Source organism: Streptomyces sp. BK340 (assembly GCF_007827595.1).
Lineage (GTDB): Bacteria > Actinomycetota > Actinomycetes > Streptomycetales > Streptomycetaceae > Streptomyces.
In genome coordinates, this window is sequence record NZ_VISR01000024.1 from 169,045 (window position 1) to 182,463 (window position 13,419).

The 13,419-nt window shown below is 72.0% G+C and carries 15 protein-coding genes; 10 read left to right on the forward strand and 5 right to left on the reverse strand.

Translation table 11 applies throughout. From position 1 onward, the window contains the following. Positions 1-37: 37 nt before the first annotated feature. Positions 38-1,030 carry a heavy metal transporter gene (locus FB157_RS33710; RefSeq protein ID WP_186581808.1) on the reverse strand — a complete coding sequence of 331 codons (993 nt, stop codon included), beginning with the start codon at positions 1,028-1,030 and terminating at the stop codon, positions 38-40. Between the two features lie 97 nt (positions 1,031-1,127). On the opposite strand from FB157_RS33710, the gene dapE reads away from it, so the two are divergent. Together dapE and FB157_RS33720 are read left to right on the forward strand one after the other, a co-directional pair. Then, on the forward strand, positions 1,128-2,207 hold the full coding sequence (dapE, locus tag FB157_RS33715; RefSeq protein ID WP_145884460.1) for a succinyl-diaminopimelate desuccinylase: 1,080 nt from the start codon (positions 1,128-1,130) through the stop codon (positions 2,205-2,207). A gap of 104 nt (positions 2,208-2,311) precedes the next feature. Continuing rightward, entirely contained in the window at positions 2,312-3,070 is a 759-nt protein-coding gene (locus FB157_RS33720; RefSeq protein WP_145884461.1) for a TIGR00730 family Rossman fold protein, read from the forward strand. A 30-nt stretch (positions 3,071-3,100) separates the two neighbouring features. Here FB157_RS33720 and folP read toward each other — a convergent pair whose 3' ends face one another. Then, positions 3,101-3,961 carry a dihydropteroate synthase gene (gene folP / locus FB157_RS33725; protein ID WP_145884462.1) on the reverse strand — a complete coding sequence of 287 codons (861 nt, stop codon included), beginning with the start codon at positions 3,959-3,961 and terminating at the stop codon, positions 3,101-3,103. 138 nt (positions 3,962-4,099) lie between these two features. On the opposite strand from folP, the gene FB157_RS33730 reads away from it, so the two are divergent. Together FB157_RS33730 and FB157_RS33735 are read left to right on the forward strand one after the other, a co-directional pair. Further along, positions 4,100-4,453: a DivIVA domain-containing protein gene (locus tag FB157_RS33730; protein WP_145884463.1), complete on the forward strand. Its 354-nt coding sequence runs from the start codon at positions 4,100-4,102 to the stop codon at positions 4,451-4,453. Continuing rightward, positions 4,450-5,037 (forward strand): DNA-3-methyladenine glycosylase I, encoded by a 588-nt coding sequence (locus tag FB157_RS33735; RefSeq protein ID WP_145884464.1) that lies wholly within the window; start codon positions 4,450-4,452, stop codon positions 5,035-5,037. The genes FB157_RS33730 and FB157_RS33735 overlap by 4 nt, the downstream gene beginning before the upstream one ends. Before the next feature lie 81 nt (positions 5,038-5,118). Here FB157_RS33735 and FB157_RS33740 read toward each other — a convergent pair whose 3' ends face one another. Next, positions 5,119-5,922 (reverse strand): enoyl-CoA hydratase/isomerase family protein, encoded by an 804-nt coding sequence (locus FB157_RS33740; protein ID WP_145884465.1) that lies wholly within the window; start codon positions 5,920-5,922, stop codon positions 5,119-5,121. A gap of 373 nt (positions 5,923-6,295) precedes the next feature. Between FB157_RS33740 and FB157_RS47640 the strand changes: the two genes are divergently transcribed. Continuing rightward, positions 6,296-6,463 (forward strand): DUF3117 domain-containing protein, encoded by a 168-nt coding sequence (locus FB157_RS47640; protein ID WP_018544333.1) that lies wholly within the window; start codon positions 6,296-6,298, stop codon positions 6,461-6,463. 87 nt (positions 6,464-6,550) lie between these two features. Here FB157_RS47640 and FB157_RS33750 read toward each other — a convergent pair whose 3' ends face one another. Then, positions 6,551-7,249: an O-methyltransferase gene (locus FB157_RS33750; protein WP_145884467.1), complete on the reverse strand. Its 699-nt coding sequence runs from the start codon at positions 7,247-7,249 to the stop codon at positions 6,551-6,553. Positions 7,250-7,483: 234 nt separating this feature from the next. Between FB157_RS33750 and sigE the strand changes: the two genes are divergently transcribed. The 5 genes from sigE (at position 7,484) to FB157_RS33775 (ending at position 12,660) form a co-directional block, all read left to right on the forward strand. Continuing rightward, positions 7,484-8,200, forward strand: a complete 717-nt coding sequence (gene sigE / locus FB157_RS33755) for an RNA polymerase sigma factor SigE (protein ID WP_145884486.1) — start codon at positions 7,484-7,486, stop codon at positions 8,198-8,200. Beyond that, a complete protein-coding gene (locus FB157_RS33760) occupies positions 8,197-9,177 on the forward strand; it encodes an anti-sigma factor (protein WP_145884468.1) in 981 nt (326 codons plus the stop codon). The genes sigE and FB157_RS33760 overlap by 4 nt, the downstream gene beginning before the upstream one ends. A 133-nt stretch (positions 9,178-9,310) precedes the next feature. Next, positions 9,311-11,239 carry a trypsin-like peptidase domain-containing protein gene (locus tag FB157_RS33765; protein WP_145884469.1) on the forward strand — a complete coding sequence of 643 codons (1,929 nt, stop codon included), beginning with the start codon at positions 9,311-9,313 and terminating at the stop codon, positions 11,237-11,239. Positions 11,240-11,325: 86 nt separating this feature from the next. Beyond that, complete coding sequence (locus FB157_RS33770; protein ID WP_145884470.1) at positions 11,326-11,766, forward strand: sec-independent translocase; 441 nt, start codon at positions 11,326-11,328, stop codon at positions 11,764-11,766. Between the two features lie 222 nt (positions 11,767-11,988). Then, positions 11,989-12,660 carry a hypothetical protein gene (locus tag FB157_RS33775; protein ID WP_145884471.1) on the forward strand — a complete coding sequence of 224 codons (672 nt, stop codon included), beginning with the start codon at positions 11,989-11,991 and terminating at the stop codon, positions 12,658-12,660. 225 nt (positions 12,661-12,885) lie between these two features. Here FB157_RS33775 and FB157_RS47645 read toward each other — a convergent pair whose 3' ends face one another. Continuing rightward, positions 12,886-13,059: a hypothetical protein gene (locus FB157_RS47645; RefSeq protein WP_186581809.1), complete on the reverse strand. Its 174-nt coding sequence runs from the start codon at positions 13,057-13,059 to the stop codon at positions 12,886-12,888. Positions 13,060-13,419: the final 360 nt, after the last annotated feature.

Sequence of the window (13,419 nt, forward strand, 5' to 3'; positions counted from 1 at the left end):
CCCGCAGCCGTACAACCCGGCCGAGTGAGCCGCCGTACTACTGTCCGGTGATGATCCGGACCGCCCCGGCGGACCGCTCCGCCCCCGCGGCCCCCGGTGTCCCGGCCGTGCGCCACTGACCGCCGTTGCTCCCGGCGGTCCACTCGCGCCCCGCGTACGCCACCCGCTGGATGTGCAGGGACGAGGAGTTGGCCACGGCCCACTGCGCCAGCTGCCAGCCCCGCTCCCGCTCGTCGCGGCCGCCGCTGTCCGTCCTGCGGCCCTCGGCCACCGGCACGGTCACGGTCCGCCCGTGCGCCGTCGCGGTCACGCTCGGGGACGGCGACGGCGACGGAACCTCCGTACCGCCCACCTCGGCCCCGGTCTCCTGCAGCGCGTCCCGCCCGAAGTCCCGCACCAGCGCGGCCCGTACCGCGTCGGGCCCGGTCGCCTCCGCGCTACGCTCCGGGCGCCCGTCGCAGGTCAGCGAGGCCGCCGAGTGCCCGGTCAGCGCGGCCGCCAGCAGTGTGGCGTCCGGCTCGTGCTTGGCGTACGCCTCCGGGTAACCGCTGCGCTGCACCCGCTGCGCGGCCACCGTCAGCGGCAGGTCGGTGTAGTCGGGCACCCTGGCCAGGTGCGCGTAGAAGATGCCCGCCGCGTACGCCGGGTCCATGACCTGCTGCTCGGTGCCCCAGCCCTGCGAGGGCCGCTGCTGGAACAGCCCCAGGGAATCCCGGTCGCCGTGCTCGATGTTGCGCAGCCCCGACTCCTGGATGGCGGTCGCCAGCGCGATGGTCACCGCCCGCTCGGGCATGCCCCGCCCGGTGCCGACGGCGGCGATCGTCGCCGCGTTCACCGCCTGCTCGGGCGTGAACTCGTACGACGCCCCGTCGCCCGTGCCGGAGACCACTCTGCAGCCTCTCGCGCCCGGGCCTCCGGTGACGTACTGCACCACGAGATAGGCGGCGACGCCGGACAGGACCAACAGGGCCGCACCGAGACGGACGAGGCGGCCGCGGCGCTTGGGGCGAGTGGGGGACGGCTCTGGCACGCGTACAAGGTACTGGAGGCCTCCCCGCCCCTCACGCCGGGTCCACCGAGCGCAGCGCACACCGGGCCCGGCGTGCGTGCGCGCTAGGGTCGGGGCCATGGCCGACACCTCGCTTGACCTCACGCTGGACGCCGCCGAGCTCACCGCGCAACTCGTGGACTTCCCCTCCGAGAGCGGCGCCGAGAAGCCCCTCGCGGACGCGATCGAGACAGCCCTGCGCGCCCTGCCGCACCTCACCGTCGACCGGTACGGCAACAACGTGATCGCCCGGACGAACCTGGGCCGCGCGGAGCGGGTCATCCTGGCCGGCCACATCGACACCGTGCCCATCGCGGACAACGTGCCGTCCCGGCTGGACGAGGACGGCGTGCTCTGGGGCTGCGGCACCTGCGACATGAAGTCCGGCGTGGCGGTGCAGCTGCGCATCGCGGCCACGGTCCCCGTCCCCAACCGCGACCTGACCTTCGTGTTCTACGACAACGAGGAGGTCGCCGCCGAGCGCAACGGCCTCAAGCACGTCGTCGAGGCCCACCCGGACTGGCTGCGGGGCGACTTCGCGGTCCTGCTGGAGCCCTCCGACGGCCAGGTCGAGGGCGGCTGCCAGGGCACGCTGCGGGTCCTGCTGAAGACCACCGGCGAGCGGGCCCACTCGGCGCGCAGCTGGATGGGCTCCAACGCCATCCACGCGGCGGCCCCCATCCTGGCCAGGCTGGCCTCCTACCAGCCCCGCTACCCGGTCATCGACGGACTGGAGTACCGCGAGGGCCTGAACGCGGTCCGTGTCACCGGCGGAGTCGCCGGCAACGTCATCCCGGACGAGTGCGTGGTGAGCGTCAACTTCCGTTACGCCCCCGACCGCACCGAGGAGGAGGCGATCGCGCACGTCCGCGAGGTGTTCGCGGACTGCGGCGTGTCCGAGTTCGTCGTCGACGACCACAGCCCCGGCGCGCTGCCCGGCCTCTCCCACCCGGCCGCGGCCGCCTTCATCGAGGCGGTGGGCGGCACCCCGCAGCCCAAGTACGGCTGGACGGACGTCTCCCGTTTCTCGGCGCTCGGCGTTCCGGCCGTCAACTACGGTCCCGGCAACCCGCACTTGGCGCACAAGCGCGACGAGCGGGTCGAGGTGGCCAAGATCCTGGCGGGCGAGGAACGGTTGCGCGCCTGGCTCACGGCATAAAGGTTCCCGTACGCCGCTTCACGGCGGACACGCATACGTCCCCCCTCCGTAACCCGCGTCGATCTAGTCTGAGATCGAACTACCGGCAAGCGGAGGGAGCGCACATGGCTACCGGAAACCCCGAGGGGAAGAAGCAGCCGCCGGACGAGCAACGGCTCGGCCCGGTCCTCCGACGGCGCAGTCAGGTCACGGCCAGTACCACCGACCAGCGGCTGCTGGACGCGGGCGGGCCCTCCGACTGGGTCCACACCGACCCGTGGCGGGTCCTGCGGATCCAGTCGGAGTTCATCGAGGGCTTCGGCACGCTGGCCGAACTTCCCCCCGCCATCAGCGTGTTCGGCTCCGCACGGACGCCGGTGGACTCGTCCGAGTACGACGCCGGGGTGCGGCTGGGCCGGGGGCTGGTCGACGCCGGCTGGGCCGTGATCACGGGCGGCGGCCCCGGGGCGATGGAGGCGGCCAACAAGGGGGCGCTGGAGGCGGGCGGCATCTCGGTGGGCCTCGGCATCGAGCTGCCCTTCGAGCAGGGGCTCAACCCCTACGTCGACATCGGCCTCAACTTCCGGTACTTCTTCGTCCGCAAGATGATGTTCGTCAAGTACGCGCAGGGTTTCGTCGTCCTCCCGGGCGGCCTCGGCACCCTGGACGAACTCTTCGAGGCCCTCACCCTCGTCCAGACCCAGAAGGTCACCCGTTTCCCGATCGTCCTCTTCGGCAGCGAGTACTGGGGCGGCCTGGTGGACTGGCTGCGGAACACCCTGGTGGCCCAGGGCAAGGCCGCCGAGAAGGACCTGCTGCTGTTCCACGTGACCGACGAGGTCGACGAAGCGGTGGCCCTGGTCTCGAAGGAAGCAGCCCGCTGACCCCCCACCCCGGGGGCACCGCCCCCGGGGTCAGGCCAGGCCTCGTCTGGCGACCGCGGGGGCCCGGTGGCCGGCGATCGACGCCACCATGTCCAGCACCTGACGGGTCTCGGCCACCTCGTGGACGCGGTACACCTGTGCCCCGAGCCACGCCGAGACCGCCGTGGTCGCCAGCGTCCCGATCAGCCGCTCCTTCACCGGGCGGTCCAGCGTCTCGCCCACGAAGTCCTTGTTGGACAGGGACACCAGCACCGGCCACCCCGTGGCGACCATCTCGTCCAGCCGCCGCGTCGCCTCGAGGCTGTGCCGCGTGTTCTTCCCGAAGTCGTGCCCCGGGTCGATCAGCACCGAATCCCGGGGCACCCCGAGCGAGACGGCCCGCTCGGCCAGCCCCACGGTCACCTTCAGGATGTCGTCCATGACGTCGTCGTACGTCACCCGATGCGGCCGGGTCCGCGGCTCGACCCCGCCCGCGTGCGTGCACACCAGTCCCGCCCCGTACCGCGCGGCAACCTCGGCGAGGCCCGGATCGACCCCGCCCCAGGCGTCGTTCAGCAGGTCCGCCCCCGCCTCGCACACGGCCTCGCCGACCTCGGCCCGCCAGGTGTCCACACTGATGATCACGTCCGGGAAGCGACGCCGTACCTCGGCGACGAACCCGACGGTGCGCCGCGCCTCCTCCTCGGCCGTGACCTCCTCGCCCGGCCCCGCCTTCACACCGCCGATGTCGATGATCGCGGCACCCTCGGCCACCGCCTGCTCCACCCGGGCGAGCGCCGGCTCGTCGCGGAACGTCGCCCCCTGGTCGTAGAAGGAGTCCGGCGTCCGGTTCACGATCGCCATGATCACCGGCTCGTGGGGCCCGAATTCCCGCCTGCCCAGCCTGAGCATCCGCTGTGACCTCTCCTAGTACGTCCCGCAGTACGGCCGCCTGCGACCCTAACTGTCAGATTCGCATGGCACGATCGGAGCCTGACAGATTCAGCTTCCGGCACAGCGTCGGGCGCAAGGAGCGTGGGGACCTCAGCGATGGTTATGTTCTTGTTCCTGGTCGTCGCCCTCGCCGTCGTGGTGGCCGCGGTGACACTCGCCGTGGTGAGCGGCGGTGAGAGCGCACCGCTGCCGGAGGCCGCCCCGGAGCGGCTGCAGGACCCGCTGCCCGAGGACCGCCCGGTCGGCAGCGCGGACATCGAGAGCGTGCGCTTCCCGCTCGTCCCGCGCGGCTACCGCATGGCGGACGTCGACGACGTCCTCGCCCGCGTCGCCGCCGAACTCGCCGAGCGGGACGCCCGCATCGCCGACCTGGAGTCCGCGCTGGCCGGCGCCAGAGCGGCCGCCGCGCACGCCCGCCTGGAGCGGCCGGGCCACGGGGAGCAGCGATGAGCGACGGGGCCGCCCTCGCCGGGCCCGACGGCGCGCTGCGCTGCCCGTGGGCCCTGTCCACCGAGGACTACGTGTCGTACCACGACGAGGAGTGGGGCCGCCCGGTCCACGGCGACGACGCCCTCTTCGAGCGGATCAGTCTGGAGGCCTTCCAGTCGGGCCTGTCCTGGATCACGATCCTGCGCCGCCGCCCGGGCTTCCGTACGGCCTTCGCGGGCTTCCGGATCGAGAAGGTCGCCGCGTTCACGGACGAGGACCGCGAGCGGCTGCTGGCCGACCCGGGCATCATCCGCAACCGCGCCAAGATCGACGCGACGGTCGCCAACGCACGTGTGCTCGCGGACTGGGCGGAGGGCGAGCTGGACGAGTTCATCTGGTCCCACGCCCCCGACCCGGCCGCCCGCCCGGCCCCGAAGACCCTCGCCGACGTCCCCCCGGTCACCCCGGAGTCCACGGCCCTGTCGAAGGCGCTGAAGAAACGCGGCCTCAGATTCGTCGGCCCGACGACGGCGTACGCCCTGATGCAGGCGTGCGGGCTGGTGAACGACCACCTGGAGACGTGCGTGGCCAGAAGCGCCCCGTGAGGGGCGCGGGCCCGTATCGATCTGCGGCGCCGCCGCGTGGGCGCGACCAGCCACAACGGACCCGCAGCTCCCCGCGGCGCGCTACCGCCCCAAGTACTTCGGCTTCTCCTTGTTCACGAACGCCTGCACGGCGATCGTGTGATCCTCGGACCGCCCCGCCCGCGTCTGCAGCTCGTCCTCCTTCTCCAGGGTCTCGGCGAGCGAGTGCGTCATGCCGTAGGCCACCGCCTCCTTGATCGCCGCGTAGGCCACGGTCGGGCCCTCGGCCAGGGCTCGGGCCACCTTCTCGCCCTCGGCCCGCAGCTCGGCGGCCGGCACCAGGCGGTTGGCGATGCCCAGCTCCAGCGCGTCCTGGGCGCTGATGCTGCGCGGGAAGAGCAGCAGGTCGGCGGCGCGGCCCGGGCCGACCACCCGCGGCAGCGTCCAGGAGATGCCGGAGTCCGCGGTCAGTGCGACACCCGCGAAGGAGGTGTTGAACGCCGCCGTCTCGGCCACCACCCGGTAGTCCGCGGCGAGCGCGAAGCCGAAACCCGCCCCGGCCGCGACCCCGTTCACCGCGGCGACGACCGGCTTCGGCGCCCCGGCCAGCGCCTTCACGATCGGGTTGTAGTGCTCCTTGACGGTGCTCATCGTCTGCCCGGACCCCGTCTCACGGTCCGCCGCCAGCAGCCCGATGTGCTCTTTCAGGTCCTGGCCCACGCAGAACGCCCGGTCGCCGGCCGCGGTCAGCAGGATCGCCCGTACGGCGGTGTCCCCTGCCGCGGATTCCGCCGCCTCCCGCAGGGCGACCTTCGTCGCGACGTTCAGCGCGTTCATCGCCTCGGGGCGGTTGAGCGTGATCGTCGCGAGTCCGTCGTTCACCTCGTAGAGCACGGTGTCGGCCATGGCGCATCCCCTCGGTGTCGTCGCTGGTGACGTACCGCTCAGTACGCCCCTGTCCGAAGGACAGCATGGCGGAGATCGCATTCCAAGGGCCGGACCGGACGTGTGACCTGCGTCAAAGAAAACCGGAGTGGAGTCGCGCGGAGGGCGTCCGCGGGGTGGAGCAGTATCGCAGCCACATCGCCGAATTGAGTGGTTTTGCTCGCGCGCGTTGCGCAAGCGATGCCGACTGATGTTGGTCATCGGGTCCTGAGATGCGGGATAATGGCTTGGAAGCAATGTGTTCGATGCCGTTGTCGCGCGTCCGCTCCGGACCGCGCGTGCCCTCCCGGGGCCGTCGGCAGACGATGAGCTGGTTTCAGGAAGGGGAACGAGCATGGCGGCCATGAAGCCGCGGACGGGCGATGGCCCGCTCGAGGTGACCAAGGAGGGGCGGGGCATCGTCATGCGCGTTCCGCTCGAAGGCGGCGGTCGACTCGTCGTCGAGCTGACCCCTGACGAGGCCGAGGCGCTCGGCGACGCCCTCAAGAAGGTCGTCGTCTGACGCGCCCGCGATCCGGTCCTACCGGCTGCCCCGGCACCGTACGCGGTGCCGGGGCAGCCGCGTTCCCGGATCCTCGCGTCCCGCCCGTCACCGCTTGACGGCGCACAGCAGGCCGTCGCCCACCGGCAGCAGTGACGTCACCAGCTCCTGGCTCTCCCGCACCGTGCGCAGCAGCTCGCGCAGCCGCAGCACCTCCGTGGGCTGCGGTCCCGAGTCGACCGTACGGCCGTTGGCGAATATGCCCTCGAAGACGACCAGGCCGCCCGGACGCAGCAGACGCAACGATTCAGCGAGGTAGTCCGAGTACTCCAGCCGGTCGCCGTCGCAGAACACGAGGTCGTAGCCGGCGTCCGCGAGCCGGGGCAGCACGTCCAGGGCCCGGCCGGGTATGAACCGGGCCCGGTTGCTGGCGAAGCCGCAGGCGCGGAAGGCCTGCCGGGCGAACTGCTGGTGCTCCGGCTCCGGGTCGACCGTGGTGAGCACCCCGTCGGGGCGCATGCCGTGCAGAAGATGGATCCCGGAGACCCCGCAGCCGGTGCCGATCTCCGCGACCGCCTTCGCGTCCACGGAGGCGGCGAGCATGCCCAGCGCGGCGCCCGTGCCGGGCGACACCGAGCGCAGCCCTGCCTCCCGGGCCCGGTCCCGGGCCCAGTGCAGCGCTTCGTCCTCGGCGACAAAGGCGTCGGCGAACGCCCAGCTCGTCTGCCGGTTGCCGGTAATGACCCTCTCCTGTCCCCGTGGTTGCCTCGGCGTGACTGTATCCGTTGGTGCCGGGAACCCGCAGATGGGACTGGGCGTTTAAAGGGTTGAGCCGGTGGCCCGTGACGCGACGGGGGGTAAGAGGTGGATCAGGACGCCGAGCACATGCTGACGCAGCCGTATGAGCCGTATCAGCGCGTATCAAATTCTCGTAAAACCGCTTATCCGGAGCTAACGGGCGAGGTGGCTATGGTAGGGGCTCCAGTGGACACCACCAGAGCCGACAGGGGAGGTGCGGCTGCGCCCGGGGACCGGGGAGGAGTGCTGCGGCGCTTTCTCGGGTCGGCGGGCAGGCCGAAATCCGTGACCGACACCGCTGCTGACCACAGCCACACCGCCGGCTTCGCCGCGGGCGAGACCCAGACCGCGACCTTCTCCACCGACGCGGACGGGCAGGCATGGACTCCGCCCACGTGGGAGGAGATCGTCAGCACGCACAGCGGCCGGGTCTACCGACTGGCCTACCGCCTCACGGGCAACCAGCACGACGCCGAGGACCTCACCCAGGAGGTCTTCGTCCGGGTCTTCCGCTCGCTGTCGACGTACTCGCCGGGCACCTTCGAGGGCTGGCTGCACCGCATCACGACCAACCTCTTCCTGGACATGGTCCGGCGCAAGCAGCGCATCCGCTTCGACGCCCTCGGCGAGGACGCGGCCGAGCGCCTGCCCAGCCGCGAGCCCACCCCGCAGCAGGTCTTCAACGACGCCCACTTCGACGCGGACGTCCAGCAGGCCCTGGACACCCTCGCGCCCGAGTTCCGCGCCGCGGTCGTCCTGTGCGACATCGAAGGACTGTCCTACGAGGAGATCGCCGCGACCCTCGGCGTGAAGCTCGGCACGGTCCGCTCCCGCATCCACCGCGGCCGCTCCCAGCTCCGCAAGGCCCTCGCCCACCGTTCACCCGAGGCGCGGAAGGCCGAGCGGCGTTCCTTCGTCGCCCGTGTCCCCGCTCTGGGGGGAGGGGGCGCGACCGCGTGAGTGGATCCCGACCGAAACCTGCTCCGGCGCACTTCGCCGAGCAGCACCTGGGAGACCGACTGTCCGCCCTGGTGGACGGAGAGCTCGGTCATGAGTCGCGTGAGCGCGTCCTCGCCCACCTGGCCACCTGCGCCCGGTGCAAGGCGGAGGCGGACGCCCAGCGACGCCTGAAGAGCGTCTTCGCACAGGCGGCCCCGCCGCCGCCCTCCGAGAGCTTCCTGGCCCGCCTCCAGGGCCTTCCCGGGGGTGGTGACACCGACGGCGACGGCACGTCGGCGCCCGACGGCGGCCTGTTCGGGCGCGGCCCCGAGGCCGGCGTCTTCGGCATGGGGCGCGGCGAGCGCTTCGAGTTCGGCTACGTCCCCGCCTCGCCCGCCCATTCCGTCGCCCCCGAGGACCGCGGCTTCCGCATCCATCCCGTCGGCCGCCCGGACGCCGACCGCTCCGCCTCGCGCGGGCTGCGGTTCGCGTTCGCCGCCGCCGGCGCGGTGTCGCTGGCCGCGCTCGCCCTCGGCGGCGTGACCACCGCCATCCCCGGCGACATGGCCGTGGACGCCCGCAGCGGTTCCGGCAGCGGCAATGTGTCCCCGACGCGTTCTGCCGGCACGGGTGCGGGCGCGGCGACGCCCGACTCCCAGCGCCGTCGCGCAGTGGGACCGCTGCTCGCCCAGGGCAGCAGCCTGCTCGGCCAGACCTCGGTGGCGCCGACCTCCATGTCCGCGCCGCTGGTGCCCGGAGTGCCCGCCCCGGCCACGGGGCAGGTCCAGGACGCCGTGCACGACCTGACCGCCCCGGTGATGGCGGGCGCGGCCGCGGTCTCCCCGCTGATACGCCCGCTGAGCGAGATCCCCCCGTTCTCGCTGACCTCCGGGTCCGCCTCGCCCCGGGCGACCGGCCCCGGCCCGCTGTCCGCCCCCGTCCCCGTCCCCGACACCGCCTCCGCTCCCTCCGTCTCCCCCTCCCATCAGGCGCCCTGACCTGCCTCTTCGCCATGGCCGTCGAACCTGGTTGAATCCTGTGAAACCGTGCCCGCGGCGCTGACCCGGGCACGGATTCGACGTACCGCGGCCACCGCCGATGCGCGCGGCCGCGGCCAGCCGTGGGGAGAGCATGAACGAGGGGAACCCGACGTCCGTCCCGCCCGGTGAGCAGGTAGAACGCGGGGAACAGACGTCGGCGGGGGCATCACCGGCGAGGCCCGCCGACGGCGACTTCGAACTGGCGAAGCCTGCGGTGGCCGCACCGGGCGACACGGGGACGGGCGGGGCCGTGAGCGGCGCGGTTGAGCCTGTCGCTGCTGAGCAGGTGGCTGCGGAGCCGGCGGCGGTCGCGGCAGACGCGGCAGAGTCGGGAGCGGCGGAGTCTGCCGAGGTGGGCTCCGCCGTCGTACCGCCTGCCGGGCGTCCCAAGCCCCTGCACGACCCCGACCCCTACGGCACCCCGCCCTACGGCGAGCCGGGCCCCTGGGCACCCGCACCACCGGTCCAGCACCCGGCGGCGACAGCGGCGCAGGTACCCGCCACCGCACCGGCGCAGCCCGCCTCGCAGGTCCCCGCCGCCGCTGCACAAGCGCACGCCGCCGCCCCTCAGGCGCCCCGGTCTTCACAGGTTCCGGCGCAGGCGGTGACGCCCGCGCCGGGGCACATGGCTGTGGTCCCGCCCGCCCCCGCGGACCCGGATGCGCCCCCGCCGGTGGATGCCTCGGTGTCCGCGCCGGGCGCGCCGCCGGTGCGTGCGCCGGGGGAGCTGCCCGATCCCGGCGCCGTGCCCGCGGCCTCGCCCGAGGCCGGGGCGTCGGTTCCGCCGGAGCCGGCCGACGCCGGCCCCTGGCAGCGCTACGACCCCTGGGCCGTGTCTGCCGCCGGGCAGCAGTCCGTCGCGCACGGACCGCTGCAGCAGACCGGTGGAGCGGTGCTCACCAGGGATCAGCGGCGCAAGCGGGCCAGGCGGATCTTCCTCGGCTGGACGCTGCTGGTCGCCGTCGTCTCCAGCGGCATCGGCGGGATCGCCGGCGCCTACGTCGAGCGCGAGGGCGTGGGCGGCATACATCTGCCGCAGGCCGGACAGGTGCCCGCCGGACGGGCGCCGGACAGCGTCGCAGGGATCGCGGCCCGGGCGCTGCCCAGCGTCGTCACCCTGCACGTACGCGGGGCCGACGAGGCGGGCACCGGCACCGGCTTCGTGCTCGACGCCCGCGGCCACATCCTCACCAACAACCATGTCGTCCAGCCCGCCTCGTCCGGCGGCGAGATATCGGTGACGTTCAGCAGCGGCGCCACCGCCAAGGGGAAGGTCGTGGGCCGCGACAGCGGATACGACCTGGCCGTCGTCAAGGTCAGCGGCGTCCACGGGCTCACCCCCATGCCCCTCGGCAACTCGGACGACGTGCAGGTCGGCGACCCGGTCGTCGCCATCGGAGCGCCCTTCGACCTGGCCAACACCGTCACCTCCGGCATCATCAGCGCGAAGGAACGGCCCATCACGGCCGGCGGGGAGAAGGGCGACGGCAGCGACGTGTCGTACGTCGACGCGCTGCAGACCGACGCCCCCATCAACCCGGGCAACTCCGGCGGTCCCCTCCTCGACTCCCGGGCCCGGGTCATCGGCATCAACTCCGCCATCCGCTCCGCCGACGACGGCACCGACTCCGGGACCGGACAGGCCGGCTCGATCGGCCTCGGCTTCGCCATCCCCGTCAACCAGGCCCGGCGGGTCGCCGAGGAACTGATCAACGACGGCCATGCCACGCACCCCGTCATCGGCGTCACCCTCGACATGGGCTACACCGGCGACGGCGCCCGGATCGACACCAAGGCCCGGGACGGCGGCCCCGCCGTCGCCGAGGGCGGTCCCGGCGACCGGGCAGGTCTGCGCGCGGGCGACGTCATCACCGAGGTCGACGGAGAACGCGTCCACTCGGGCGAGGAACTGATCGTCAAGATCCGGGCCCACCGGCCCGGCGACGGGCTGCGCCTGACGGTCGAACACGGTGGCAGAAGGGAAGTCTCACTCGTGCTGGGCGCTTCGGACCAGAACTGACAGAAGTCTCACCTCGGGACGGTACCGGTCTGACAGCTACGCCGGGTACCGTTGAGTGACCGAGAACATCGCAATGGGAGCGTCAGGTGTTCAATGACATAGGACCACTCGAGCTGGTGACGATCATCGCGCTCGCTGTGCTCGTCTTCGGTCCCGACAAGCTCCCGAAGGTCATCCAGGACGTGATGCGCACGGTCCGGAAGATCCGCGAGTTCTCGGAGAGCGCGAAGCAGGACATCCGAGAGGAACTCGGTCCGGAGTTCAAGGACTTCGAGTTCGAGGACCTCAACCCCAAGACGTTCATCCGCAAGCAGCTGGACAACGACGACCTGGGGCTGAAGGAGATCCGCAACGGCTTCGACCTGAAGAGGGAGATGGCCGAGGTCACGGACGCCGTCCACAGCCGCGAGAGCGATGCCTCGTCCTCGTCGTCCTCTTCCGCCTCCGGCGGGCGCATCGACATGACCAAGAAGCCCGAGGACACCGACAAGGACGACCGTCCGCCGTTCGACGCGGACGCCACCTGACCGGACCCGACACGCGCGACGAGCGGCGGACGTGACGCGTTTCATAGCGCGCACCCGCCGCTCACGGCGTGAACAGGCCCTCTGTGCGACCCACGCGCCGGGCGCTTTCCGTGCTGCCCTCAGCGGTGTGGATATGCTGCCGAGTTGTTGTGCGGACCGGACCGTACGCCCGAAGGGGGGCGGGCCACCCCGGTCCGACGAGAGCGAGGAGGCGTCCGGGAGATGGAGACGACGAGTCGGGTGGGCGCGCAGGCGCCGGCCGCGGAGGGTGGACAGCAGCTCCCCTTCGCCCGGCGTGCGGTCGACGGCTACCTGCAGGCGCCCTTCCCGTGGTACGGCCTCGACGAGGCGTTCACGGGGCCCCGCTGGCTGATGCAGGTCGGCACGGCGGCCGACGGTGCCGTCGAACACGGGTCGATCGGGCACGGTGACGAGCCCTCCGTGCGGAACGAACACGTTGCCGCGTCCGCGGACGAGCCCCGGGAGAAGTTCGCGGTCGTGGTCACTGTGGCGGCGAACCCGTCCCGGCGGAGCGCCGACGGCACCGGCCTGCTGGAGGCGACCTCGGTCTCCTCCGCGGCCTGGCTGGCAGGGGTGGGGCTGCTGTCGTTCACCTGGCCCGGCCAGATGGACCACAGCCTGCGGGACGACTGGCTGGATCAGCAGACGGAGACCGCGTGGGCCCTGGCCGATGACCTCGACGGACCCGAGTGGTCCACCCTGTCCCTTCCGGTGGACGGGGTGCCCATGCCCTTCCACTACCGGGAGTCCCAATTCGGCTGGGTCCTCGCGGGTTCCACGCACGAGGGCGTGCACGTGGGCGCGTACGGCAGAGGAATGAGCGCCTACGGTCTCGGCTTCGCCATGATCAAGGACATCTCGACGTACGCCTAGCGCGAGCAGGGAGCAAGGCGCTACGACGAAGGGGGCGCCGTCCGCAACGGACGGCGCCCCCTTCGTCGTAGCGGCCCTGGAGCGGCCCGGGGCTGCCCTGGAACTTGTTCCTCTGGTAAAGCAGCGGTTCCACAAGAGCTACACCGTTCAGGGTGTTGCCACCGGACTCGTGCTCGCCCCGCCATGACGACATCGCGCTTTCAACGTCGGTAACACCCCCTGCAATCAGCTGCTGTCGGGGCACTCGCGTTCGGTGGGGGACTGGCAGGCCTGGCACAGTTCGTGCCGCCCCTGGGAAGTGATCACGCTTCCCCAGCCGTTGCACACCTCGCAGTCGGCAGCCAAAGCGGCGTTGGCGTGGGGGTTGGACTCGGGAGCGGCCGTCGTTCCGTAGGTCATTGAGAGTCTCCTGGCGTCGGGGCTGGCCCGGTGATGCACCCCCCTTGGCTGCACAGTGCTCACTTTATTCCGTTTCATGTCCGTTTACGCCCGTTCATGCATATTTTATGACCGTTTTACCCTGTAGTGGCAGCCGGACTCGCCTGCGGCCGGGGAATCGATCCCTGAAGTGGCCGTGGCGGGGTGGTCGGCCGACGGCCGAGGGGGCGTGAAGACTTCCAGCCCTTGGGCACCACGCCCGAACGGGGACGGCTCATGGACACGGGGTCTGACATTGATGCTGATACTCAGGTTCCGGCGGTCGTGGCTCGGGGTCTGACTGACGCCCTGCTGGGCTGTCTTCGCGCTGTACTGTCCGGC

Bases quoted from the DNA above. Each gene is read 5' to 3' on its own strand.
- FB157_RS33740 (WP_145884465.1), bottom strand. From the start codon at position 5,922: ATGGCCGACACCGTGCTCTACGAGGTGAACGACGGACTCGCGACGATC.
- FB157_RS33735 (WP_145884464.1), top strand. From the start codon at position 4,450: ATGAGCGACGGGGCCGCCCTCGCCGGGCCCGACGGCGCGCTGCGCTGC.
- FB157_RS33730 (WP_145884463.1), top strand. From the start codon at position 4,100: ATGGTTATGTTCTTGTTCCTGGTCGTCGCCCTCGCCGTCGTGGTGGCC.
- FB157_RS47645 (WP_186581809.1), bottom strand. From the start codon at position 13,059: ATGACCTACGGAACGACGGCCGCTCCCGAGTCCAACCCCCACGCCAAC.
- FB157_RS33720 (WP_145884461.1), top strand. From the start codon at position 2,312: ATGGCTACCGGAAACCCCGAGGGGAAGAAGCAGCCGCCGGACGAGCAA.
- FB157_RS33775 (WP_145884471.1), top strand. From the start codon at position 11,989: ATGGAGACGACGAGTCGGGTGGGCGCGCAGGCGCCGGCCGCGGAGGGT.
- FB157_RS33765 (WP_145884469.1), top strand. From the start codon at position 9,311: ATGAACGAGGGGAACCCGACGTCCGTCCCGCCCGGTGAGCAGGTAGAA.
- folP (WP_145884462.1), bottom strand. From the start codon at position 3,961: ATGCTCAGGCTGGGCAGGCGGGAATTCGGGCCCCACGAGCCGGTGATC.
- FB157_RS47640 (WP_018544333.1), top strand. From the start codon at position 6,296: ATGGCGGCCATGAAGCCGCGGACGGGCGATGGCCCGCTCGAGGTGACC.
- dapE (WP_145884460.1), top strand. From the start codon at position 1,128: ATGGCCGACACCTCGCTTGACCTCACGCTGGACGCCGCCGAGCTCACC.